Genomic DNA, 23,787 nt, shown 5'->3' with positions numbered 1-23,787 from the left:
CCACCTCGCTGCGTACCGAAATATCCCCCCGGTGTTTCTTCACGATGCCATAGGACAGGGACAAGCCAAGCCCTGCGCCGAGGGCAAAGTCGATGCTGGCATCGAGTTTTTCCTGTTCGGCGCGTGGCGCACGACCCAGGACGAAATTTGAAACCATACTGGCAACGCCCGGGTGGCCAATGCCAAGCCGCAAGCGGTGAAAGGTATTCTGATTGCCCAGTTGCGCGATGATGTCGCGCAACCCGTTGTGACCGCCATGGCCGCCGCCCTGCTTGAGCTTGGCGACGCCCGGAGGCAGATCGAGTTCGTCATGCGCCACCAGGATTTCTTCAGGCGTAATGCGGAAGAAGCCGGCAAGTGCCGCCACGGCCTGGCCGCTGCGGTTCATGTAGGTGGTGGGAATCAGCAGACGAACATCCTGACCCTGATGCGAATAGCGCCCGGTCAGGCCGAAATATTTGCGATCCGCCACAAGGTTTACGCCTTGTGCGTGCGCGATGCGCTCAACAAAAAGGGCCCCTGCGTTATGCCGGGTCTGTTCGTATTCAGCGCCTGGATTTCCCAGGCCAACGATCAGTTTGATGGCAGTCACGATAGGGGCCCTTCCTTGGAGTGGTGGATAACATCGCCGCGACAAGTGTGTGCGGCGAAAGTGGACGACAAGTGCTCATTTACCATTATGTAAACTCCGCGTTCTCGCCCGCTTTCTCGCTACGTTCCAGTCCGCGATGTTACTTGATCACTCCGGCATGACAGAGTGAATTACTCTGCTGCGCCTTCTTCGGTAGCTTCTGGAGCAACACGTGGAGCGTGAACGTTGGCAACAGCCTTGTCGTCACCGTGTGCCAGAGCAACAAACTCAACGCCTTTAGGGGCTTTGAGGTCAGACAGGTGAATGATCGAGCCGATTTCGGCGTTAGCCAGGTCGACTTCGATGAATTCAGGCAGGTCTTTTGGCAGGCAGGTCACTTCGATTTCAGCAACAACGTGCGAAACTTCGCCGCCTTTCTTGATCGGCGCTTCTTCGCCGATGAAGTGTACAGGCACGATAGCGGTCAGTTTCTGACCAGCGATCACGCGTACGAAGTCAGCGTGCAACACGTGGCCTTTGGCCGGGTGACGCTGCAGTGCCTTGATGATTACGTTTTGCTTGGTGCCGCCAACGTTCAGCTCGATGATGTGGCTGTAAGCCGCTTCGTTTTCGAGCAGTTTGGCAACTTCTTTAGCCAGCATGCTGATGGATTCAGGGGCTTTTTCGCCACCGTAAACTACAGCAGGTACCAGGCTTGCGAGACGACGCAGGCGGCGGCTCGCACCTTTCCCCAGGTCGGAACGCACTTCAGCATTCAGAGTAAAATCGTTCATGTTGTATCTCCAAAATAACCACATTCGCCCCAGCGGTTGCGACCAGCGCTAAAGGCGATATGGGCAAAAAAGCCCCGCCCCGACAGGAATGCCGGGGCGGGGCGCTTTTCGTCAACGAGATGTAATGGAAAGGGCAGGGCCCTTAACGGAACATCGCGCTGATCGATTCTTCATTGCTGATGCGGCGGACCGCCTCGGCAACCACCGGCGCGATATCCAGTTGACGGATACGCGAGCAGGCTTGAGCAGCAGCGGACAACGGGATGGTGTTAGTCACCACCAGTTCGTCCAGCATGGAATTTTCAATGTTTTCGATCGCCCGACCGGACAGCACAGGGTGTGTGCAGTAGGCGAAAACCTTGGCAGCGCCATGCTCTTTCAAAGCCTTTGCCGCATGGCACAGAGTGCCGGCGGTATCGACCATGTCATCGACCAGAATGCAGGTACGCCCTTCGACATCGCCGATGATATGCATCACTTCAGAGTGATTGGCTTTCTCACGGCGTTTGTCGATGATCCCGAGATCCACGCCCAGGGATTTGGCAACAGCCCGTGCACGCACGACGCCGCCAATGTCCGGGGACACGATCATCAGGTTTTCGAAGCGCTGATCTTCAATGTCATCCACCAGAACCGGGGAGCCGTAGATGTTATCTACCGGAATATCGAAGAAGCCCTGGATTTGGTCAGCATGCAGATCAACCGTGAGAACACGGTCGATGCCGACTACGGTAAGCATGTCAGCCACGACTTTCGCGCTGATAGCCACACGTGCGGAACGCGGACGGCGATCCTGACGGGCATAACCAAAGTAAGGAATAACAGCAGTGATACGAGTAGCCGAGGAGCGGCGGAAGGCGTCAGCCATCACTACCAGTTCCATCAGGTTATCGTTGGTCGGAGCGCAAGTCGGCTGAATAATGAAGACATCTTTACCGCGGACGTTTTCATTGATCTCGGCAGTAATTTCGCCGTCGGAAAACTTGCCGACAGAGATGTCACCGAGAGGGATATGCAGCTGACGTACGACACGCCGAGCCAGATCGGGGTTAGCGTTCCCCGTAAAGACCATCATCTTGGACACGCGCAGTACCTGAAGGCTGAGGGTAACCTGGATGAGTATAGGAAAATGGCAGGGGCGGCTGGATTCGAACCAACGCATGGCAGGATCAAAACCTGCTGCCTTACCGCTTGGCGACGCCCCTGTATCTGTTGCAACGATTACCCAGTAATCGGTTCCTTTAGAGCAGACTTTGCAGCGTGCGATGCAACATCGAAACGTTGCTTCCCTTTGCTACAAACCCTGTAAGGGTCTCTGTAAGAAGGGCCGAGACTTTATCAGCTTCAGCTTTGCTTGGGAAGCCCCCAAACACACAACTTCCAGTTCCGGTAAGTTTTGCTTCGGTAAATTTACCTAACAAATTCAATGCGTTACGAACATCCGGATAACGCCTTGCTACTACCGGCAAGCAGTCATTACGACTGTTTCCCTTGGGAACGGGGCGCACTTTAATGGGAGAAGAGTTACGTGTCAACAACGGATCTGAAAAAATTTCTGCTGTACTTACAGATACTTGCGGCACCAGCACGACATACCACGGTTCTTCGGGTTCTACGGGGGTCAATTTCTCCCCGACGCCCTCGGCAAAAGCCGCATGGCCGCGCACGAAAACCGGGACGTCGGCGCCCAGCGTCAGGCCCAGTTCGGCCAGTCGATTTTCATCCCAGCCCAGTTGCCACAGGTGGTTCAGGCCAAGCAGGGTGGTCGCGGCATTGGAGCTGCCGCCACCGATTCCACCGCCCATGGGCAGGATTTTGTCGATCCAGATATCAATGCCGAGCGCACAACCGGATTGCGCCTGAAGTGTTTTCGCGGCTTTGACGATCAGGTTGCTGTCGTGAGGAACGCCGGCGAATTCGGTGTGCAACTGAATCACGCCGTCATCGCGCACGGCGAAGGTGATCTCATCGCCGTAGTCGAGAAACTGAAAAATCGTCTGCAGTTCGTGGTAGCCGTCTGCACGGCGGCCAAGAATGTGCAGCATCAGATTGAGTTTGGCCGGCGAGGGCAGCGTCAAGCGCGCAGCAGTCATGGTCACTGCCCCAGTTTGCGTGGTTGCCATTCCTTGATCACCAGCGTGACGTCAAGGTCGGTGCCGTGCAGCTTGATTCGCTCGGGCAACCAGTAGCCGTTTTGTTCGGCGTAACTCAGGTATTCGACTTGCCAGCCATCCTGCTCGAGGCTGGCCAGACGGCTGTCGGCGTCCAGGGTCAGGCGACTTTTGCTGTCCGGCGCCGGCAGTCCGCGAACCCACCAGGCCAGATTGGACACGGGCAATTTCCAGCCGAGTTGTTCTTCGAGCAGCGCTTCCGGAGAGGTCGCGTCATAACGACCCTGGTTGGCGACTTCCAGCGAAACTTTGCCAGGACGGCCGGTCAGCCGCGCCGCGCCACGACCCAGTGGGCCGGAGAGCCGGATGTCGTAGTAATCCTGTCGTTGCAGCCAGAACAACGTGCCGCTGCCCGAATCCTTGGGGGCGCGGATGCCGATCTTGCCGTTGATCTGCCAGCCGTCGAGCGCGGTCAGTTGCTCTTTGTACGCGCGCCATTGGGCCGGGTTGCCTTGGCCCTGGACCGATTCGCGAGCGCCGAAACCCGCACAACCGGCGAGCAGGGCGATAAAACTGAAAACAATGAAGTGGCGCAAAAACATAATCTTAAAGAGTCTCTGATCCGGTCAGGCGCTTGATGGTGCCGCGCAGGGTAGGGCTGTCGGGTTGTTCCTTGAGGAACTTACCCCAAACTTGTTTGGCTTCGCGTTGCTTGCCGTTGGCCCACAGGACTTCGCCCAGGTGAGCAGCGACTTCCTGATCAGGGAAACGGTCCAGTGCCTGGCGCAGATAGCGCTCGGCTTCATCAAGATTGCCCAAGCGGAAATTCACCCAGCCAAGGCTGTCGAGCACCGCCGGGTCTTCCGGATTGATCTGGTGAGCCTGTTCGATCAGGGCCTTGGCCTCGGCATAACGCGTGGTGCGGTCGGACAGGGTGTAGCCGAGAGCGTTCAGTGCCATCGCATTGTCCGGGTCGCGCTTGATGATCAGGCGCAGGTCTTTTTCCATCTGTGCCAGGTCATTGCGCTTCTCCGCCTGCATGGCGCGGGTGTACAGCAGATTCAAATCGTCCGGGTATTGCTGCAAGGCTTTCTGCAATACACCCCAGGCCTTGTCTCCCTGTTTATTGGCGGACAGGGTTTCGGCTTCGATCAGGTACAACTGAATCGCGTAATCCGGCTGCTCGTCGCGCTCGGTCGCCAGACGGCTTTGCGCTTCGGCGGTCTTGCCGTTGTTCATCAGGATGTCGGTTTGACGCAACTGTGCCGGCACGAAGTCATTGCCCGGCCCGACCTGGGCGTATTCGAGCAATGCGCCTTGCGGATCGTTGCGTTCTTCAGCGATACGACCAAGGTTCAAATGCGCCGAATCGACGTGGCTGTCGCGCGCGATCAGGTCTTCCAGGTAACCCTTGGCCTCGTCCCAGGCCTTGGCTTCGAGGCAGACCAGCGCCAGGGAGTAACGCAGTTCGTCATCTTCCGGGTATTGCTGAACCAGGCTCGAGAACTCGGCTTTGGCGTCGGCCATGCGATCCTGTTCCACCAGCATGCGCGCGTAAGTCAGGCGCAGGCGTTTGTCGTCCGGGTATTTCTTGATGCTTTTTTGCAGCAACGGCAAGGCTTCGTCGCCACGGTTGAGCGTTTGCAGCAAGCGGGCGCGCAGCAGGATCGGGGCAATTTCGCCGTCCTCCGGCGGGTTGCTTTCCAGCAGCGCCAGCGCGCCTTTGGCGTCGCCGTCCTGCTGCATCAGCAAAGCCTTGCCGAAAATCAGCTGACTGTTGTTCGGGTGGCGCTGCAACAGACGGTCAAAACTTTTCATCAAACCGTTGCGCGTGTCCTGGTCGGTATCGGCCGCGGACAGGGCGAGGAAGTCAAAGTGCGTGTCGCCTTTGCCTTGCAGGACTTTCTCCATGTAGACCATGGAGTCGTCGTAACGCCCGGCGCGCGCCAGTTGCACGGCCGCCGCGCGTTGCGCCTCAAGGTCGTCCGGGGCGTTTTTCGCCCAGATCAGCGCGGTATCGAGGGCGGCCTGATCGGCGCCCAGGTACTCGGCGATGCGGAACGCCCGTTCGGAGATGCCCGGATCCTGAGTGTTGATGGCCTGGGTCACGTAGTTGTCCAGCGCAATGTCGAAACGATTGCGTTGGCCAGCCAGTTCGGCGCTCAACAGGCTGAAGATGGTTTCTTCACTGAATGAGCTGTAAACCTTGGGCTTTTCAGGGGCCGGAGTGCTGTCTTCAACCGGCGGCGTACCGTCCGGCGACACGGGTGCCAAGGCCTGGCAGCCGCTGAGGAAGACAAAAGCGAGGAGCAACGCGGAAGATCTATTCATATAGGAAGAGGACGACTAACCTGCGGTCGGGCCATCATGACACAAGCCTTCGGCCAAACATAACCGAGTCTCAATTGATGCCTTTATAGAGGCAGGTCATTGGGACAATAGTCAGCGGTAGTTGTTCTGGCTCTGTCGAAGTAGGACAATTGCCGGCTTCACGTCACCATCAGCGACCTTGAATGGCCTTCCTTGCACTCGGTATTAACCACAAGACTGCTTCAGTAGACGTCCGCGAGCGCGTGGCCTTTACCCCTGAGCAGCTGGTGGAGGCCTTGCAGCAGCTCTGCCGCCTCACCGACAGCCGCGAAGCTGCGATCCTTTCCACCTGCAATCGCAGTGAACTGTATATAGAACAGGATCACCTTTCGGCTGACATCGTGCTGCGCTGGCTGGCCGATTACCACCATTTGAGCCTCGAAGAGCTGCGCGCGAGCGCTTATGTGCACGAAGATGATGCGGCAGTTCGTCACATGATGCGGGTCGCCTCCGGGCTCGATTCGCTGGTGCTGGGCGAACCGCAGATTCTTGGCCAGATGAAATCGGCCTATGCCGTGGCCCGCGAAGCCGGGACCATCGGTCCGTTGCTCGGGCGATTGTTCCAGGCAACGTTCAATGCCGCCAAACAAGTGCGCACCGACACCGCCATCGGCGAAAACCCGGTGTCCGTGGCGTTTGCCGCGGTCAGCCTGGCAAAACAGATCTTCAGCGACTTGCAACGCAGCCAGGCCTTGCTGATCGGCGCCGGCGAAACCATCACCCTGGTCGCGCGTCACCTGCACGAACTCGGCGTAAAGCGCATCGTCGTCGCCAACCGCACGCTGGAGCGCGCAAGCATTCTGGCCGAGCAGTTCGGCGCCCACGCCGTGCTGCTTTCAGATATCCCGGCCGAACTGGTGCGCAGCGACATCGTTATCAGTTCCACCGCCAGCCAGTTGCCGATTCTCGGTAAAGGCGCGGTGGAAAGCGCCTTGAAGCTACGCAAGCACAAACCGATCTTCATGGTGGACATCGCCGTACCGCGCGATATCGAGCCGGAAGTCGGCGAGTTGGACGACGTTTACCTCTACAGCGTCGACGATCTCCACGAAGTGGTCGCCGAAAACCTCAAGAGCCGCCAGGGCGCTGCGCAAGCGGCGGAAGAAATGGTCTCGGTCGGCGCCGAAGATTTCATGGTCCGCCTGCGTGAACTGGCGGCGGTGGATGTACTCAAGGCTTATCGTCAGCAAAGCGAACGCCTGCGCGATGAAGAATTGCAAAAGGCCCAGCGTTTGCTGGCCAACGGCAGCAGCGCCGAAGACGTGCTGGTGCAATTGGCGCGGGGCTTGACCAACAAGCTGTTGCACGCGCCCAGCGTACAGTTGAAAAAGTTGACTGCCGAAGGCCGCCTCGATGCGCTGGCCATGGCTCAGGAACTCTTTGCCCTCGGTGAGGGCCCGTCGGATAGCTCGGATAAAAAACCGCAATGAAAGCGTCACTGCTCAATAAGCTGGACATCCTCCAGGACCGTTTCGAGGAATTGACCGCTCTGCTTGGCGATGGCGAAGTCATTTCCGATCAGACCAAATTCCGCGCCTATTCCAAGGAATATGCGGAAGTCGAACCGATTGTCGACACCTATAAACAGCTGCTGAAAGTGCAAGGCGACCTCGAGGGCGCCCAGGCGCTGCTCAAGGACAGCGACCCGGACATGCGCGAAATGGCCGTGGAAGAAGTTCGCGAAGCCAAAGAGCAACTGATCGAAATCGAATCCCGGTTGCAACGCATGCTGCTGCCAAAGGATCCGAACGACGGGCGCAACGTGTTCCTCGAAATCCGCGCCGGCACCGGCGGTGACGAAGCGGCGATTTTCTCCGGCGACCTGTTCCGCATGTATTCGCGTTACGCCGAACGTCGTGGTTGGCGGGTGGAAATCCTCTCCGAGAACATCGGTGAACACGGTGGCTTCAAAGAAGTCATCGCGCGGGTCGAAGGCGAAAACGTCTACGGCAAGCTCAAGTTCGAGTCCGGCGCGCATCGCGTGCAACGGGTGCCGGCCACTGAATCCCAGGGCCGCATCCATACGTCGGCGTGTACGGTGGCGGTACTGCCTGAGCCGGATGAGCAGGAAGCGATCGAGATCAACCCGGCCGATATTCGAGTCGACACTTACAAGTCCTCCGGTGCCGGTGGCCAGCACGTCAACAAGACCGACTCGGCGATCCGCATTACGCACTTGCCGTCGGGTATTGTCGTCGAGTGCCAGGAGGAGCGTTCCCAGCACAAGAACCGTGCACGGGCCATGGCCTGGCTGTCGGCCAAGCTCAATGATCAGCAGACCAGCGCCGCCGCCAACGCGATTGCCAGCGAGCGTAAACTGCTGGTCGGTTCGGGTGATCGCTCCGAGCGCATCCGTACCTACAACTTTGCCCAGGGCCGGGTCACCGACCACCGGGTCAACCTGACCCTGTATTCGCTCGACGAGATTCTCGCGGGCGGCGTCGATGCGGTGATCGAGCCATTGCTGGCCGAATACCAGGCTGACCAATTGGCAGCGATAGGTGAGTAAATGACGATCATTGCCAGTTTGTTGCGCGCGGCCGATTTGCCTGATTCGCCCACTGCGCGCCTGGATGCCGAGTTGTTGCTGGCCGCTGCGTTGGGCAAGTCCCGCAGTTTTCTGCACACCTGGCCGGAGCGCATCGTCCCGAGCGACGCCGCGCTGAAATTTGCCGGGTACCTGCAACGCCGTCGCGGCGGTGAGCCGGTGGCCTACATCCTCGGCCTGCAAGGCTTCTGGAAGCTGGACCTGGAAGTCGCGCCGCACACGCTGATTCCGCGCCCGGACACTGAATTGCTGGTGGAGGCGGCCCTGGAATTGCTGCCCGCCACACCCGCCAAGGTCCTCGACCTCGGCACCGGCAGCGGCGCGATTGCCCTGGCCCTGGCCAGCGAACGCCCGGCATGGAGCGTCACCGCCGTCGACCGCGTGCTCGAGGCGGTGGCACTGGCCGAACGCAATCGTCAGCGCCTGCACCTGAACAATGCCAGCGTGTTGAGCAGCCACTGGTTCAGCGCGCTGCAAGGTCAGCGCTTCCAACTGATCATCAGCAACCCGCCGTACATTGCTGCTGCCGACCCGCATCTGGCGCAAGGCGATGTCCGATTCGAACCGGCCAGTGCCTTGGTAGCCGGTGTCGATGGGCTCGACGATCTGCGCCTGATCGTCGCCCAGGCTCCGGATTATCTGGACGCCGGCGGTTGGTTGATGCTCGAACACGGTTTCGATCAAGCCGAAGCGGTCCGCGACTTGTTGCTGAGCCGCGGTTTTGCAGAAGTCCACAGCCGCATGGATCTGGGCGGCCACCAACGGATCAGCCTGGGACGCCTGCCGTGCTGAATGATCAGGAATTGTTGCGCTACAGTCGGCAGATTCTGTTGCAGCATGTCGACATCGACGGCCAGTTGCGACTCAAGCAAAGCCGCGCATTGATCGTCGGCCTCGGCGGGCTCGGCTCGCCGGTTGCGCTGTATCTGGCGGCGGCCGGTGTCGGTGAGTTGCACCTGGCCGACTTCGACACCGTCGACCTGACCAACCTGCAACGCCAGATCGTGCACGACACCGACAGCGTCGGCCTGAGCAAAGTCGATTCCGCCATTCGCCGACTGACCGCCATCAATCCCGAGATTCAACTGATCGCCCATCGCAGCGCGCTGGACGAAAATTCCCTCGCTGCCGCCGTGGCCGCGGTGGATCTGGTGCTGGACTGTTCCGACAATTTCTCGACTCGCGAAGCGGTCAACGCGGCGTGTGTGACGGCGGGTAAACCGCTGGTCAGCGGCGCGGCGATTCGCCTCGAAGGGCAATTGTCGGTGTTCGATCCGCGCCGCCCCGAAAGCCCGTGTTACCACTGTTTATACGGGCACGGCAGCGAGGCCGAATTGACTTGCAGCGAAGCCGGGGTGGTCGGACCGCTGGTCGGCTTGGTTGGCAGCCTTCAGGCGCTGGAAGCGCTGAAACTGCTGGTGGGTTTCGGCGAGCCGCTGGTTGGGCGCTTGCTGTTGATCGATGCCTTGGGCTCGCGTTTCCGCGAATTGCGGGTCAAGCGTGATCCGGGGTGCAGCGTCTGTGGTTCGACACATGCGTGAGGCGCCGATCGGCGTGTTCGACTCCGGTGTCGGTGGGCTTTCGGTGCTGGCCGAGATCCAGCGATTGCTGCCCAACGAGTCGCTGTTGTATGTCGCCGATTGCGGCAATGTTCCCTACGGCGAGAAAACCCCGGCGTTCATCCAGCAACGCTGCAGCGTGATGGCCGGTTTTTTCCAGCAGCAGGGCGCCAAGGCGTTAGTGGTTGCCTGTAACACCGCGACGGTCGCCGGGGTCGCCGACTTGCGACGCGATTATCCCGAATGGCCCATCGTCGGGATGGAGCCCGCCGTCAAACCGGCCGCTGCCGCCACCCGCAGTGGCGTGGTCGGTGTGCTCGCCACCACGGGCACCTTGCAGAGCGCCAAGTTTGCCGCCTTGCTCGACCGTTTTGCCACCGACGTGCGGGTCATCACTCAGCCGTGCCCGGGCCTGGTCGAGTTGATAGAAAACGGCGATCTGCACAGCGAGGCATTGCGTCAGTTGCTCGCGGGGTATGTCCAACCGTTGTTGGCGGCAGGTTGCGACACGATAATTCTGGGCTGCACGCATTACCCCTTCCTAAAGCCGTTGCTTAAGCAGATGATCCCCGAGGACATCAGTTTGATTGACACTGGCGCGGCTGTTGCGCGGCAACTACAGCGCTTGTTGGCCGAGCATAAGTTGCTTGCCGAAGGACCGGTCCGTGATTCGCAATTCTGGAGCAGCGCCGACCCGGAGCACTTGCGAAACATCTTGCCGATACTGTGGAATTCAGCGGGCGTCGTGCGAAGCTTCAACTTGTAAAAAAAAAGTGAAATAACGCTTAAAAGGGCTGAACTTCTGATTAAGCGTCGGCTTCTATAGCGTTGACTGTTGAGTTACAAAAAAAACCTAACGAAAAATGATCGGAAAGGATGTTTCTAGTGAAGAGACTATTCTGTTTGGCCGCGATTGCGGCTGCGTTGATGGGGAACAGTTTTACGGCACAAGCGGCAGGCGTGGAGTTCGGGGTCGGTCAGACCAGCGATTCAACCATGACCTATCGGTTGGGCATGCAATTCGATTGGGACAAGAGCTGGCTGCAAAGTGATGTGGGTCGGCTGACCGGTTACTGGAGCGGCGCCTATACCTATTGGGAAGGTGACAAGACCTCCAGCAACAACAGCCTGTCGTTCTCGCCTGTGTTTGTTTACGAGTTTGCCGGCCAGTCCGTCAAACCGTATGTAGAGGCGGGGATCGGCGTGGCGTTGTTCTCCAGGACCGAACTTGAAGACAACAACATTGGCCAGTCTTTCCAGTTTGAAGACCGGTTCGGCTTGGGTCTGCGCTTTGCCGGCGGTCATGAAGTCGGGATTCGTGCGACGCACTACTCCAATGCCGGTATGAACAGTAACAACGACGGTGTGGAAAGTTACGCGCTGCACTACACGATGCCGTTGTAAAACGCGGTCAATGTGGGAGCGGGCTTGCTCGCGAAAGCGGTCTGCCATTCAACATTGCTGTTGACTGGCCTGCCCCCTTCGCGAGCAAACCCGCTCCCGCATTAGATCTTCGCTGGTCTTGTTTCAGCGATACGCCGTGGTAATCCCCTGGCGTTCTTCGATGCATTCCGGCGACCCCGTCTCAAAATCCCGGCAGATCAGCGGGCGTTTCTCGTAGATCGTGCACATCATGCTGTTGCGATCCAGGGCCGCGCACCAGCCGTCGTCCAGACGCAGCATCACTTCCCCGCCCCAATCATCGGTGTCGATAAAACGCTTGGGCACGCCAGTGTCGGTGATCAGCATCACTTCGAGCTGACAGCAGCACGCTGCGCAGGTCGAGCACGTGACGGCCGGTTCGGCGATTTGCGTGTGGGGAATGGTTTTCATGGCGCGCAGTGTAAGGCAGCGGGCCGGGGCTGTGTGAAAGGCCTGACGGACGCTCAGTGGTGAATGTCGGACGCCAGTCGCTGAGCCATGAAGTGCAGCGTGGGAAACAGCAGCGCCCAAAGTAAGCCGATGCCGATCAGTGTCGGCCACTGCCCGTAGGGAAAACTTACCCCGGCCAATTGTCCTCCGGCGTAATACGACAACGGCCCGCCGACGGCACCGAGCACACTGCCCAGCCACCACGGCGTGGCGGTCCATTGCAGACAATGGCGCAATGTCGTGGCCAGCAGCGCCCATAACAGCATCAGCCACAGCGGAATCAACGGCGCGACGTCGTTGAAGTCGAACACTCCCAGCCAGCGCAATGAACTGTCGACCGTCGTGCCCAGCAGCACGACACTGAGGATCAACCGGCCTTCATCGGCCCAGCGACTTATCCACAGCAGATGAATCACCAGCACCGCCAACGCAACCAGCAGCCACAAGCCACTGCCACCGACCACGCAGGCAAACCAGCCGATTTGAAACAGCACCGCATTGGCCAGTCGTTCAAGCATCGAAACGACCCAGCAGCGGCGCGGGCATCGCGGCGGGTTTGGCCAGCAGCAGTTGTGCGGTGCCGATGCTGCGTTCCAGAAAACCGCCCTCGCAGTAGCAGAGGTAAAACTCCCACAGCCGCAGGAAATAGTCGTCGTAGCCCATTTCGCTCAAGCGACCGTGGGCGCGGCGAAAATTCTCATGCCACAGGCGCAAGGTCCGTGCGTAGTGCAGGCCGAAATCCTCCATGTGCAGCAGGTTCATGTCGGTGTCGCGGCTGACGATCTCCAGCATCTTCTGCACGCAGGGCAGGGCGCCGCCGGGGAAAATGTAGCGCTGGATGAAATCGACGTTGCTCTTGGCTTGTTCATAGCGTTGCTCGCGGATGGTGATCGCCTGCAACAGCATCAAGCCGTTGCTCTTGAGCAAGTGCGCGCATTGCTTGAAGTAAGTCGGCAGGAATCGGTGGCCGACGGCTTCGATCATTTCGATCGACACCAATTTGTCGTACTGACCGGTAAGGTCGCGGTAATCCGACAGCAGCAGCGTGACCTGGTCTTGCAGGCCAAGGGCCTGGATGCGTTGTTCGGTGTAGGCATATTGCTCTTTGGAGAGCGTCGTCGTGGTGACCCGGCAGCCATAATGCTGCGCCGCGTAAAGCGCCATGCTGCCCCAGCCAGTGCCGATTTCCAGCAAGTGATCGCCGGGTTGCAGGGCGAGTTTCTGGCAGATCCGTTCCAGCTTGTTCAACTGCGCCTGTTCCAGCGTGTCGTCAGGGGTCAGGAACTGCGCGGCGGAATACATCATGGTCGGGTCGAGAAACTGCTCGAACAGGTCGTTGCCGAGGTCGTAATGCGCCGCGATGTTTTTCTGCGAGCCCTTGCGCGTGTTGCGATTGAGCCAGTGCAGGCTCTGCACCAACGGCCGGCTCAGTTTGGCCAGGCCACCTTCCAGCGCATCCAGCACTTCCAGGTTGCTGACGAAAATACGCACCACTGCCGTCAGGTCCGGCGAACTCCAATAGCCATGGATAAACGCTTCGCCGGCGCCAATCGAGCCATTACTCGCCACCAAGCCCCAGGCTGCCGCGTCGAGGATATGGATCTCGCCCACGGGATGGCTGCCGGCGGTGCCGAAGACATGCCGTTCGCCGTCCTCGAAGACCACCAGTTGCCCATGTTTGAGTTGCGCCATTTGCCGCAACACACCACGGCGCAGCAATGATCCGGTCAGGCCATTGGTGCTGAGCAGGCTGGTTTTGGCCGAGACACTAGAGGATTTCATGGCGGCGATCCTTGGGGGCAACAACGGCGGTTTGAAAGCTGCCATCGGCAGCTTGATGAGCAAATATCGGTGCGCGTTTGAGCAGCAGGCGCAGGGCCTGCCAGTAAATCGCCAGACAGGTTTTCGCGGTCATCCACGGAAACCGTCGCAGGTAACGGTGCAGGCTGCGCCGGTCGAGGGCTTCGCGGTGCAGATTGAGCGTGGCGTCGAACAGTTTCAGTTCGCCCTGCCAGTCCGCCATGTGCACACCGAGCTTTTGCGCGGCCGGGCTGAAACTCATGCGGTATTCGAGATCGCGTGGCAGAAACGGCGAGACGTGAAACGCTTTGGCCACGGCGAAATGCTGGTGACCGTCCCGCACGTCGGTCGGTGCCTTGGCCGGCAATACGTAGTGGTAATGCTCGCGCCACGGCGTGTTGGTGACTTCGCAAACAATCGCCGCGAGTTGGCCGTCGGCCTCATGGCAGTAGAAAAAACTCACCGGGTTGAACGACAGCCCCCAGCTGCGGGCCTGGGCCAGCAGACAGATCGAACCTTGTGGCGCGTGGCCGATGGCCTCGGCAACTTGCTGACGGACCGCATCGATCAAGCGCATGCCACTGCCGGTGAAGGCTTTCAAATAATCGGCTTCGCGAAACGAGAACGGCGCGAAACGGCTGGCCCCCGCCAGCGGCGACAGCCCCAGCACCGCGTCCTGTTCGTCGAGGTCCAGGTACAGCAAACCGATCCGGTAACGGAATTCATGGCGCCGCGGGGCGAACCGCCGATGGGCGATCCAGCCGCTGTAGAGGGCGCTGTTCACAACACTTCCCCCAACGAGCGAGCCACACGCAACGCGCTGACCACGCCGTCTTCATGGAAGCCGCTGGCCCAGTAAGCGCCGCAAAAATAGCTGTGTTGCACACCGTCCAATTCGTCCCAACGCGCTTGCGCGGCGACGGCGGCGAGGCTGTATTGCGGATGCGCGTAGGTGTACCGGGCGAGCACCTTGGACGGAGTGATGCCGGCACTCTGGTTGAGGCTGACGCAGAACGTGGTGTCGCTCTGGATGCCTTGCAGAATATTCATGTCGTACGTCACGGCAGCCAGCGTGTGGCCGGGCCCGCCGAGCCGATAATTCCAGCTGGCCCAGGCCAGTTTTCGCGACGGCAGCAGGCGCGTGTCGGTGTGCAGCACGACCTCGTTGTCGGCGTAGGGCAGGTCGCCAAGGATCGACTGTTCGGCGGCGCTGGGTTTGGCCAACAGTTGCAACGCCTGATCGCTGTGACAGGCGAACACCACTTTGTCGAAACGCTCGCTGCCGGCCGCGCTGTGGATCACCACGCCGTCTTCATCGCGTTCGACGCGGGTCACCGGGCAATTGCGGCGGATTCTGTCGCTGAAGCTTGCGGTCAGCGGCGCGATGTAGGCGCTGGAGCCGCCCTCGATCACGCACCACTGCGGGCGATTGCTGACCGACAGCAGGCCGTGATTCTTGAAAAAGCGGACGAAGAATTGCAGCGGGAAACCGAGCATGTCGGCCATCGACATCGACCAGATGGCCGCGCCCATCGGCACGATGTAATGCAGGATGAAACGCTCGCCGTAGCGGCCAGCCTTCAAGTAATCGTCGAGCGTGGTGTTGGCGGCGATTCGGCCTTCAGCCAGGTCACGCTGGGCTTGTTTGTTGAAGCGCAGGATGTCGCGCAACATGCCCCAAAAGCCTGGCGACAACAGGTTGCGACGCTGGGCGAACAGGCTGTTGAAATTGTTGCCGTTGTATTCCAGGCCCGAATCCGGGTCGGTCACCGAGAAGCTCATTTCGGTCGGCTTGAAGCCGACGCCGATCTGGCCCAGCAGGCGAATGAAATTCGGGTAGGTCCAGTCGTTGAACACAATGAAACCGGTGTCCACCGCATAGCGCTGGCCATCAACGGTCACGTCCACCGTGTGGGTGTGGCCGCCGACCCAGTCGCCAGCCTCGAACACGGTAATCTCGTGCCGGCGATTGAGCAGGTAGGCGCTGGTCAGCCCCGCGATCCCGCTGCCGATGATGGCGATGTTCAAGGGATGTCCTTGATCGGCGGATTGCTGCGCACCATGCGCTTGCCGATGGCCAGCTTCACCACGTTGGGCATTTTCGACAGCGGCCAGAGCGCGGCCATGAACAGACCAGGAAATGCGATCTCCAGTGGGCGGTTTTTCAGTTTGGCAAAGATGTGCCGCGCCGCTTTGCCCACCGGCCAGCTGAGCGGCATCGGGAAATCATTTTTCGCGGTGAGCGGCGTCTCGACAAATCCCGGGCTGACCACGGTGACTTCAATGCCTTCCGGCGCCAGATCGATGCGCAGCGATTCGAACAAATAGCGCAGCCCGGCCTTCGATGCGCCGTAGGCTTCGGCGCGGGGCAACGGCAAGTACGTCACCGAACTGGCGACGCCCACCAGGTGCGGCGCGGAGCCCTTGCGCAGCAGCGGCAACGCCGCCTCGATGCAATAGGCGCTGGCGAGCAGATTGGTGCGCACCACGTGCTCGACAATCGATGCATCGAACTGCTGGACGTCGACATATTCGCAGGTGCCCGCGTTGAGAATGACCGTGTCCAGCGAGCCCCAGTCTTCGGCAATCTGCTCGCCTATTTCACGAACCGTCTGGCTGTTGGTCAGGTCGCCGGGCACCACCAGCACTTGCCCCGGATAGCGTTGGGACAAGACTTTCAGCACGGCTGCCGAGCGTGAACTGACGGCAACGTGCGCGCCGGTTTTCAGTATTTCTTCAGCCAGAGCCGCCCCGATACCACTGCTGGCCCCGGTCAACCAATATCGACGTGGCGTTGTAAAACTCATCCCATTCTCCTTTTCAGCCAGGCAATCGCCCGGCCCACTACAGGCAAATGTTCGTAAAGCAGTGCCCCGGCATCGAAATAATCCCGATGGCGGTACACCTTGTCGCGCCACAGCAGGTGCGAGCAGCCATCGACCCGAATCAACTGGCCGCCGGCCAGTCGCGGATGGCGGTAACTCATGACCCAGCGCAAATAGCCTTCGCCTTCGCTGATCTGGTCGAAGCCGTGAAAGTCGAAATGCAGCTCGCTGACGTTGGCGTAGAGCTCGGTGAAGTAGCTGCGCATCTGCGCCAGGCCCTGAACTTCGTGCAGCGGATCGGTGAAGTGCACGTCGTCGGTGTAGAGCTGATTCAGGCGTTGCAGGTTGTCCTTGTCCAAGGCTGCAAACTGCCGGGCGAAATGGCGCAGGAAATCACTCATAGGCACCTTCGGCCTGCTGCCGCGACGGCAGATTCTTGAACGCGGCCAGCGCGCGCTGGCGAGAGGTGCTCAGGTTGACGATCGGCGACGGGTAATCGACCACGCCGAACAAGCCACCGACGTTGGCCGGGTTGTGCACTTCCTTCTTGTTCAGCGCGGCCAGTTCCGGCAGCCAGTGCTTGATGAACACGCCTTCGCTGTCGAATTTTTCCGACTGGCTCAACGGGTTGAAAATCCGGAAGTACGGCGCCGAATCGGTGCCGGTGGACGAACTCCATTGCCAGCCGCCGTTGTTCGCCGCGAGGTCGCCATCGATCAAGTGGCGCATGAAAAAGCGCTCGCCTTCACGCCAGTCGATCAACAGGTTTTTGGTCAGGAACATCGCCACCACCATGCGCAACCGGTTGTGCATCCAGCCGGTTTCGAGCAGTTGGCGCATGGCCGCATCAATGATCGGCAGTCCGGTGCGCGCCTCTTGCCACGCGCGCAATTCTTGCGGGGCGTCACGCCAGGCGAGGGCTTCGGTTTCCGGGCGGAAGGCGCGGTGACGCGAGACGCGCGGGTAGCCCACCAGAATGTGTTTGTAGAATTCGCGCCAAAGCAATTCGTTGATCCACGTCACCGCCCCGACCTTGCCGCTTTCGAACTCACCCTGATTGCTTTGCAGCGCCGCGTGCAGGCACTGGCGAGGGGAAATCACCCCGGCGGCGAGGTAGGCCGAGAGCTGGCTGGTGCCCGGTTTGGCCGGGAAGTCGCGTTCGTTTTTGTAGTAGTCGATTTGCGCGTCGGCGAAGCTGTCGAGACGGCGCCGGGCTTCGGCTTCACCGGCCGGCCAGAGCTTTTGCAAACGATCGCTCGGGGTTTTGAAGCCTTCAATGCTTGCTGGAATTTTGTCGCGCTTGATCGCCAGGGGCGCCTGGACAGCGGGAGCGACGACCAGCCCCGGTAACGAGGCGCGCAGGCGGTCGTAGCAAACTTTGCGGAACTGGCTGAAGACCTGGAAGTAGGTGCCGGTCTTGGTCAGCACGCTGCCCGGTTTGAACAACAGTTGATCGAGGTAGCTATAGAAGTCGATGCCGTGGGACTTCAACAATTCGGCCACGGCTTCGTCACGACGGCTTTCGTGAATGCCGTATTCCTCGTTGACGTGCACCGCGCCGATATTCAATTGCTGACACAGTTCGAGCAGCACCTGCGGCGCAGCGTCCCAGCGTGAGGCCGTGCGAATCAGCAAAGGAATATTCAGTTCGCCGAGTGCGCGGCTCAGGTCGTCAAGGTTGCGCAGCCAGAAATCCACTTTGCACGGCGCATCGTCATGCTCCAGCCATTGCTCCGGGCTCGGCAGGTACACCGCCACCGTCGGGCCGCGCGCGGCGGCGGCCGAAAGGGCGGTGTTGTCATGTAGGCGCAGGTCGCTGCGCAGCCAGATCAATTGCATGGTGGTGTCCGTACGTTTCATCAAATCAACCCACGCTGAACCAGGTCCTGATGAGCCGTTAACGGGTCTTCGGCCAGGAACAGATCAGCGATCTCGTTTGTTCTTACGGACAACTCGGCGTGGTGGATGCATACCGTTGGTCCGGCAATCATTTTTGGGCAACTGACGCCATTCAACAGTTTCGGCAACTGGGAAAGGTTCATGGCTTTGCTGGAATACAGCAGTACGCCGCGCGCTTGCAGGTGTTCGACGGCCAGCGCGAGTTCGCCCGCCGGCAATGGCCAGTCAAACACTTCCACCGGGCAGTCGGCGCTGCTGATCAGCCACGCGGTCAGCCACAGATGAGGTTCCAGTGGCAGGTCCGAGTGATTGATCAACAGCAGCGGGGCAGCGCGTAACTGACGGTTGTTATGGTAGATGCGCGCACCGAATTTGCTGCGCAACCAGGAGTAAAAGAACACCCGTTCCATCTGCGCGCCGAACTGGCCTTGCCAGCGTTGCTCCAGTTCCGCCAGCAACGGCATTAGCAACTGCTCGCACAACGTGCGTGGCGGATACAACGCCATCGCTTGATTGACGGTGTCGTCCAGGGTGCGCTCGTTCAATTGGCTGACGGCTTGCAGCAACGTCTTGCACAGCAACTGCCAGTCGTTTTCGACGGATTCGGTGAAGGTTTGTGGCGTGTCGAGCAGTTGCTTGACCTGGCTGACGGCAACGCCGCGATTGAGCCAGGTGAGGATGGTCAGGATGCGCTGCACGTGTTCGGCCGAGAACAGGCGATGCCCCTTGGGCGTGCGCTTGGGCACGATCAAACCATAGCGCCGTTCCCAGGCGCGCAGGGTCACCGCGTTGACGCCAGTCTGGCGCGCCACTTCACGGATCGGCAGCCAGCCTTCATCCAGCGCTTTTTTAAAGTCGGCGCCGAGGTCTTCGCGGGCGCTGCTATCGAGTGGGCTTGTCATTAAATGGCGTTTCGCAGGCTGAGGTTTTCCGGGTGCGGTTGCAGGTAGACCTGCTGCGCAATGTACGGATCCGGGTGTTGACGGAAGTGGTGTTTGAGCAGCGTCAGCGGCACCACCAGCGGCACGATGCCGTGCCGGTATTGGCCGATGACGTGCTGCACTTCCTGTTTGTCTTCGGGGCTGATGACTTGTTTGAGATAGCCGCTGATGTGTTGCAGGACATTGGTGTGAGTGCGGCGCGTGGCGCATTTTTTCAGCGCCGCCATCAATTCACTGAAGTAGCGCGGGCCAAGTTCCGCAGGATCGGTCTGGCCCATGTTGCCCAGCAGATTGCCCAGGGTTTTGTATTGCACCGGGTGGTGGGCCATCAGCAGGTATTTGTAGCGCGAGTGAAATTCGGTCAGGCCGCGTCGGCTCAGGCCTTCGTGCAGCAATTGCTGCCAGGCGCTGTAGGCGAACACGCGGGTGATGAAGTTTTCGCGCAGCACCGGGTCGTTGAGTCGCCCGTCTTCTTCCACCGGCAAGTCGGGGTGCAGGGCGCAAAAGGCCTGGGCATAAATGCCGCGTCCACCGCCGTCCACCGGCGCCCCGTTGGCGTGGTAGACCTTGACCCGCTCCAGGCCGCACGACGGCGATTTCTGCATGAAGATGTAGCCGCAGATATCGCCCAGTTGGGCGGCCATGGCTTGGCCATACTCGGCAAGCGGTCGGGTGACATTGAGCTCGGCGTGAACGGTGCCCACCGCTTGCGGATGCTGCGGATCGCCGACCAGACGGATCGGTTCGCGAGGAATGCCCAGGCCGATGGCAACTTCCGGGCACACCGGCACGAAATCGAAATAGTCAGCGAGGGTGCGGCTGCACAGCCGCGATTCCTTGTGCCCACCGTTGAAACGCACCTCGGCGCCCATCAAGCAGGCGCTGATGGCGATTTTCGGTCTGGTCGCTGGCTGTTCGCGCATCGAAGCACCTCGAATCTAAACCTGTACAGAGGAGTAACTCTGTACAACATGATCTTCATCATAGATTCAAAGGTGTACAAGTCAAATTGTTTGTATAGGTTTTTTGAAGTGCTCGCGATTCCAGGTGGGAGCGGCGGTGCGACGATTCGACTTGCTCGCGAATGCGGCGGGTCAGCCGCCCAGATGGCAAATGACACTTACTTTGCACAAGGTGACTATTTCCAGCCCAATAACCAGGCGTCGTTATTCTTCAGGATTTGCCAGTCAAGGCGCTCGGTGCGCTGGGTCAACACTGCCTGCAACTCAACCTCCAGCACCGTGCCTGCCTCGTCGCGGAACAGTTCGGTCACCAGAAAGTGTTTTTCGCGATTTTGCGGATGGGCTGCTGTCCATTTCGACAGCAGCAATTTGCCTGGATTGATGCGGTTCATTGCAGGTGTTCGTGCAAGCGGCGAGCCGCTTCCTGGCCGCTGAGCCAGGCGCCTTCGACGCGACCGGACAAGCACCAGTCGCCGCACACGTACAAGCCCAGATCGGCATCGGCGAGTGCGCCCCATTCATGGCTGCTGGCCGGTCGTGCATAGAGCCAGCGGTGGGCGAGGCTGAAGGTCGGGGCGGGCATTGACGCGTGCAGCAGTTCGGCGAAGGCACCGTGCAATTGTTCGATCACCGCTTCCTTGGACAGGTCGATGTGTTGCCGGCTCCAGGCGCTGGTGGCGTGCAGCACCCAGGTGTCCATGGTGGTGTCGCGCCCCGGTTTGCTGCGGTTGCGGGCCAGCCAATCGAGCGCGCTGTCCTGCACGAAGCAGCCTTCCAGCGGCGTGTCCAACGGCGTCTCGAAGGCCAGTGCGACCGCCCACGTCGGTTCCATTTTGACCCCGGCGGCGGCGCCGGCGAGCTTCGGCGCCGAGGCCAGCAGCGCTGTGGCCTGAGGTGCCGGCGTGGCAATCACGACGTGACTGAACGGACCATGGGTGAAGCCTTCGGCGTCTTGCAGATGCCAATGTTCCTCGCCGCGATAGACCTCGGTGATGCGGCAGGCGAACTGCACTTGCAGATCGCCCAGCAAACCGCGGGTGATGGCGCTCATGCGCGGCGTACCGACCCAGCGTGTCTGTTCGTCTGGCGAAAGATTGAGTTGGCCGCCATGGAAGGTGTACAGCTGCGGCGTCCATTCGGCGACCCAGCCGTTGGTTTGCCAACGCTGGACTTCAGTGACAAAGCGCCGGTCGCGGGCGGTGAAATACTGCGCGCCCATGTCCAGTGCTCCCGCATCGCTGCGCTTGCTCGACATGCGTCCGCCGCTGCCACGGCTTTTATCGAAGAGTTGAACGACATGCCCGGTCTCGGTAAGCGCCTGGGCGGCGGAGAGCCCGGCGATGCCGGTGCCGATGATTGCGATAGGTACAGTCATAGGGGCCTCGTTTACCTTTCTGTACAGACTACGCCGTGGTTTAAACCTGTACAATATTGTTTTTTGGTATAACTTTTAGCGTTCTCGTTCTGACAGGTTGGCCTATTGTTAATGACAGAGCCTGCCCGATACCAAAGATCCCTGCTTATAAAAATAGACTAGTCATCAGGGTAAAACGCCACGCGAGGAAGAAGTCATGCACATATTGCTGACCGGCGGTACTGGTTTGATAGGACGTCAACTCTGCCGACACTGGCTGAGTCAGGGCCATCGCCTGACAGTCTGGAGTCGCAAACCTGAAAAAGTCGCGAAGATCTGTGGCGCTCAAGTGCGTGGCATTGCCCGGCTTGAAGATGTCGGCGAGGACCCGGTGGATGCAATCATCAACCTCGCGGGTGCGCCGATTGCCGATCGCTACTGGACCCACAAACGTAAAACGCTGCTGTGGAGCAGCCGGATCAAGACCACTGAAACCTTGCTGACCTGGCTCGAAAGCCGCGAGCAAAAACCGCAGGTGCTGATTTCCGGATCGGCCATCGGTTGGTATGGCGACGGCGGTGAGCGCGAGTTGACCGAGGACTCGCCGCCGGTGATTGACGATTTTGCCAGTCAGTTGTGCATCGCCTGGGAAGAGACTGCGCAGCGCGCGCAGGCCCTGGGGATTCGGGTGGTGCTGATTCGGACCGGGCTGGTGCTGTCTGCCGAGGGCGGCTTTTTGTCGCGGCTGTTGCTGCCGTTCAAAGTGGGGCTGGGCGGGCCTATCGGCAATGGTCGGCAGTGGATGCCGTGGATTCACATCAACGATCAAATCGCCCTGATTGATTTTCTCCTGCATCGCAATGACGCCGACGGTCCTTATAATGCCTGCGCGCCGAAACCGGTGCGCAACCGCGAGTTCGCCAAGACGCTGGGGGGTGTGCTGCACCGGCCCTCGTTCATGCCGATGCCGACCCTGGCCTTGAAAGTGGGCCTGGGCGAGTTGTCACTGTTGTTGCTGGGCGGCCAGAAGGCCTTGCCGGTTCGCTTGCTGGAAGCGGGTTTCACATTCCAGTTCACTGATTTGCGCGCGGCCCTGGACGACCTGTCCAGCCGCCTCTGAAATAGGACGTTGCATGACCGATCACGCGTTGCTTCTGGTCAATCTGGGCTCACCGGCCTCCACTTCGGTGGCGGATGTGCGCAGTTACCTCAATCAGTTCCTGATGGACCCGTACGTGATCGACCTGCCATGGCCGGTGCGTCGTTTGCTGGTGTCGCTGATCCTGATCAAGCGCCCGGAGCAGTCGGCGCACGCCTACGCCTCGATCTGGTGGGAGGAGGGCTCGCCGCTGGTGGTGCTCAGCCGTCGCCTGCAACAGGCGATGACCGCCGAGTGGTCTCACGGTCCGGTAGAACTGGCGATGCGTTACGGCGAACCGTCGATTGAGACGAAGCTGTTGCAACTGGTCGCGCAGGGGCACAAGAAAATCACCCTCGCGCCGCTGTATCCGCAGTTCGCCGACAGCACCGTGACCACGGTGATCGAGGAGGCGAAACGGGTGGTGCGCGAGAAAAAACTCGATGTGCAGTTCTCGATTCTCCAGCCGTTCTACGACCAGCCGGAATACCTCGATGCGCTGGTGGCCAGTGCCAAGCCGTATCTTGCGCAGGATCACGATCACTTGCTGCTGAGCTTCCACGGGTTGCCGGAACGGCACCTGACCAAGCTCGACCCCACCGGCCAGCATTGCTTCAAGAATGAGGACTGCTGCAAGAACGCTTCGCCAGCGGTGTTGGCGACGTGTTACCGCGCGCAATGCCTGCGCACCGCGTCGGCGTTCGCCAAGCGTATGGGGTTGCCGGACGGCAAGTGGTCGGTGGCGTTTCAGTCGCGCCTGGGCAAGGCGAAGTGGATCGAGCCCTACACCGAAGCGCGCCTCGATGAATTGGCCAAAAGCGGGGTGAAGAAGATTCTCGTGATGTGCCCGGCGTTCGTTGCCGATTGCATCGAGACGCTGGAAGAGATCGGCGATCGCGGCCTGGAGCAGTTCCGCGAAGCCGGGGGCGAGGAGTTGGTATTGGTGCCGTGCCTTAACGATGATCCGCAGTGGGCGCGGGCGTTGAGCACCTTGTGCGAACGAGCGCCGCTGGCGCTTTAAAAATGGCGAGGGGGCTTGTCGG

At 60.0% G+C, this 23,787-nt stretch carries 26 protein-coding genes and 1 tRNA gene; 8 read left to right on the top strand and 19 right to left on the bottom strand.

The features are described from left to right. The 7 genes from pth to ACQKP4_RS18400 all read right to left on the bottom strand — a co-directional run. Nucleotides 1-592: aminoacyl-tRNA hydrolase (gene pth / locus ACQKP4_RS18430; protein WP_427635079.1), on the bottom strand; the 592-nt coding region annotated here is incomplete at its 3' end. 170 nt (nt 593-762) lie between these two features. Beyond that, the gene (locus ACQKP4_RS18425; protein ID WP_427635078.1) at nt 763-1,365 is read right to left on the bottom strand and encodes a 50S ribosomal protein L25/general stress protein Ctc; all 603 of its coding nucleotides are present in this window, start codon (nt 1,363-1,365) and stop codon (nt 763-765) included. A gap of 142 nt (nt 1,366-1,507) precedes the next feature. After that, complete coding sequence (locus ACQKP4_RS18420) at nt 1,508-2,449, bottom strand: ribose-phosphate pyrophosphokinase (RefSeq protein WP_003208392.1); 942 nt, start codon at nt 2,447-2,449, stop codon at nt 1,508-1,510. 46 nt (nt 2,450-2,495) lie between these two features. After that, nucleotides 2,496-2,570, bottom strand: a tRNA-Gln gene (locus ACQKP4_RS18415). Nucleotides 2,571-2,606: 36 nt separating this feature from the next. Beyond that, entirely contained in the window at nt 2,607-3,458 is an 852-nt protein-coding gene (ispE, locus tag ACQKP4_RS18410; RefSeq protein ID WP_427635081.1) for a 4-(cytidine 5'-diphospho)-2-C-methyl-D-erythritol kinase, read from the bottom strand. A 2-nt stretch (nt 3,459-3,460) separates the two neighbouring features. Beyond that, nucleotides 3,461-4,078 carry a lipoprotein insertase outer membrane protein LolB gene (gene lolB / locus ACQKP4_RS18405; RefSeq protein WP_427635077.1) on the bottom strand — a complete coding sequence of 206 codons (618 nt, stop codon included), beginning with the start codon at nt 4,076-4,078 and terminating at the stop codon, nt 3,461-3,463. 4 nt (nt 4,079-4,082) lie between these two features. Continuing rightward, nucleotides 4,083-5,807 (bottom strand): tetratricopeptide repeat protein, encoded by a 1,725-nt coding sequence (locus tag ACQKP4_RS18400; protein ID WP_427635076.1) that lies wholly within the window; start codon nt 5,805-5,807, stop codon nt 4,083-4,085. 182 nt (nt 5,808-5,989) lie between these two features. On the opposite strand from ACQKP4_RS18400, the gene hemA reads away from it, so the two are divergent. From hemA to ACQKP4_RS18370, 6 genes are all read left to right on the top strand, one after another. Then, on the top strand, nt 5,990-7,276 hold the full coding sequence (gene hemA, locus ACQKP4_RS18395; RefSeq protein WP_427635075.1) for a glutamyl-tRNA reductase: 1,287 nt from the start codon (nt 5,990-5,992) through the stop codon (nt 7,274-7,276). After that, on the top strand, nt 7,273-8,355 hold the full coding sequence (gene prfA, locus ACQKP4_RS18390; protein WP_427635074.1) for a peptide chain release factor 1: 1,083 nt from the start codon (nt 7,273-7,275) through the stop codon (nt 8,353-8,355). The genes hemA and prfA overlap by 4 nt, the downstream gene beginning before the upstream one ends. After that, a complete protein-coding gene (gene prmC, locus ACQKP4_RS18385) occupies nt 8,356-9,186 on the top strand; it encodes a peptide chain release factor N(5)-glutamine methyltransferase (protein ID WP_427635073.1) in 831 nt (276 codons plus the stop codon). Further along, the gene (locus ACQKP4_RS18380) at nt 9,180-9,935 is read left to right on the top strand and encodes a molybdopterin-synthase adenylyltransferase MoeB (RefSeq protein ID WP_427635072.1); all 756 of its coding nucleotides are present in this window, start codon (nt 9,180-9,182) and stop codon (nt 9,933-9,935) included. Before prmC ends, ACQKP4_RS18380 begins: the two co-directional genes overlap by 7 nt. Beyond that, entirely contained in the window at nt 9,928-10,719 is a 792-nt protein-coding gene (murI, locus tag ACQKP4_RS18375; protein WP_427635071.1) for a glutamate racemase, read from the top strand. Before ACQKP4_RS18380 ends, murI begins: the two co-directional genes overlap by 8 nt. 119 nt (nt 10,720-10,838) lie before the next feature. Continuing rightward, a complete protein-coding gene (locus tag ACQKP4_RS18370) occupies nt 10,839-11,357 on the top strand; it encodes an acyloxyacyl hydrolase (protein WP_427635070.1) in 519 nt (172 codons plus the stop codon). Between the two features lie 123 nt (nt 11,358-11,480). Here ACQKP4_RS18370 and ACQKP4_RS18365 read toward each other — a convergent pair whose 3' ends face one another. From ACQKP4_RS18365 to ACQKP4_RS18310, 12 genes are all read right to left on the bottom strand, one after another. Then, nucleotides 11,481-11,786 (bottom strand): YkgJ family cysteine cluster protein, encoded by a 306-nt coding sequence (locus ACQKP4_RS18365; protein ID WP_427635069.1) that lies wholly within the window; start codon nt 11,784-11,786, stop codon nt 11,481-11,483. A 53-nt stretch (nt 11,787-11,839) separates the two neighbouring features. Continuing rightward, complete coding sequence (locus tag ACQKP4_RS18360; protein WP_427635068.1) at nt 11,840-12,343, bottom strand: DUF2878 domain-containing protein; 504 nt, start codon at nt 12,341-12,343, stop codon at nt 11,840-11,842. Continuing rightward, nucleotides 12,336-13,607 carry a class I SAM-dependent methyltransferase gene (locus ACQKP4_RS18355; RefSeq protein WP_427635067.1) on the bottom strand — a complete coding sequence of 424 codons (1,272 nt, stop codon included), beginning with the start codon at nt 13,605-13,607 and terminating at the stop codon, nt 12,336-12,338. Before ACQKP4_RS18355 ends, ACQKP4_RS18360 begins: the two co-directional genes overlap by 8 nt. After that, nucleotides 13,594-14,409, bottom strand: a complete 816-nt coding sequence (locus ACQKP4_RS18350) for a DUF1365 domain-containing protein (RefSeq protein ID WP_427635066.1) — start codon at nt 14,407-14,409, stop codon at nt 13,594-13,596. Before ACQKP4_RS18350 ends, ACQKP4_RS18355 begins: the two co-directional genes overlap by 14 nt. Beyond that, nucleotides 14,406-15,653, bottom strand: a complete 1,248-nt coding sequence (locus ACQKP4_RS18345) for an NAD(P)/FAD-dependent oxidoreductase (protein ID WP_427635065.1) — start codon at nt 15,651-15,653, stop codon at nt 14,406-14,408. Before ACQKP4_RS18345 ends, ACQKP4_RS18350 begins: the two co-directional genes overlap by 4 nt. Continuing rightward, on the bottom strand, nt 15,650-16,432 hold the full coding sequence (locus ACQKP4_RS18340; RefSeq protein WP_427635064.1) for an SDR family NAD(P)-dependent oxidoreductase: 783 nt from the start codon (nt 16,430-16,432) through the stop codon (nt 15,650-15,652). Before ACQKP4_RS18340 ends, ACQKP4_RS18345 begins: the two co-directional genes overlap by 4 nt. After that, the gene (locus tag ACQKP4_RS18335) at nt 16,429-16,851 is read right to left on the bottom strand and encodes a nuclear transport factor 2 family protein (protein ID WP_427635063.1); all 423 of its coding nucleotides are present in this window, start codon (nt 16,849-16,851) and stop codon (nt 16,429-16,431) included. Before ACQKP4_RS18335 ends, ACQKP4_RS18340 begins: the two co-directional genes overlap by 4 nt. Beyond that, nucleotides 16,844-18,289 carry a deoxyribodipyrimidine photo-lyase gene (phrB, locus tag ACQKP4_RS18330; protein ID WP_427635080.1) on the bottom strand — a complete coding sequence of 482 codons (1,446 nt, stop codon included), beginning with the start codon at nt 18,287-18,289 and terminating at the stop codon, nt 16,844-16,846. Before phrB ends, ACQKP4_RS18335 begins: the two co-directional genes overlap by 8 nt. Before the next feature lie 20 nt (nt 18,290-18,309). Next, entirely contained in the window at nt 18,310-19,251 is a 942-nt protein-coding gene (locus tag ACQKP4_RS18325; protein WP_427635062.1) for a MerR family transcriptional regulator, read from the bottom strand. Then, complete coding sequence (locus ACQKP4_RS18320) at nt 19,251-20,213, bottom strand: YbgA family protein (RefSeq protein ID WP_427635061.1); 963 nt, start codon at nt 20,211-20,213, stop codon at nt 19,251-19,253. The genes ACQKP4_RS18325 and ACQKP4_RS18320 overlap by 1 nt, the downstream gene beginning before the upstream one ends. A gap of 215 nt (nt 20,214-20,428) precedes the next feature. Beyond that, nucleotides 20,429-20,644: a TIGR02450 family Trp-rich protein gene (locus tag ACQKP4_RS18315; RefSeq protein WP_427635060.1), complete on the bottom strand. Its 216-nt coding sequence runs from the start codon at nt 20,642-20,644 to the stop codon at nt 20,429-20,431. Beyond that, the gene (locus ACQKP4_RS18310) at nt 20,641-21,627 is read right to left on the bottom strand and encodes an NAD(P)/FAD-dependent oxidoreductase (protein WP_427635059.1); all 987 of its coding nucleotides are present in this window, start codon (nt 21,625-21,627) and stop codon (nt 20,641-20,643) included. The genes ACQKP4_RS18315 and ACQKP4_RS18310 overlap by 4 nt, the downstream gene beginning before the upstream one ends. Before the next feature lie 196 nt (nt 21,628-21,823). On the opposite strand from ACQKP4_RS18310, the gene ACQKP4_RS18305 reads away from it, so the two are divergent. Further along, nucleotides 21,824-22,726 (top strand): TIGR01777 family oxidoreductase, encoded by a 903-nt coding sequence (locus ACQKP4_RS18305; RefSeq protein ID WP_427635058.1) that lies wholly within the window; start codon nt 21,824-21,826, stop codon nt 22,724-22,726. Between the two features lie 13 nt (nt 22,727-22,739). Further along, nucleotides 22,740-23,765 carry a ferrochelatase gene (hemH, locus tag ACQKP4_RS18300; RefSeq protein ID WP_427635057.1) on the top strand — a complete coding sequence of 342 codons (1,026 nt, stop codon included), beginning with the start codon at nt 22,740-22,742 and terminating at the stop codon, nt 23,763-23,765. The last annotated feature ends 22 nt before the right edge of the window (nt 23,766-23,787 follow it).

It is taken from the genome of Pseudomonas sp. NPDC086278, assembly GCF_050280905.1.
Taxonomy (GTDB): domain Bacteria; phylum Pseudomonadota; class Gammaproteobacteria; order Pseudomonadales; family Pseudomonadaceae; genus Aquipseudomonas.
The sequence above is the reverse complement of the archived record's forward strand: the minus strand, read 5'-3'. Positions and strand labels throughout refer to the sequence as shown.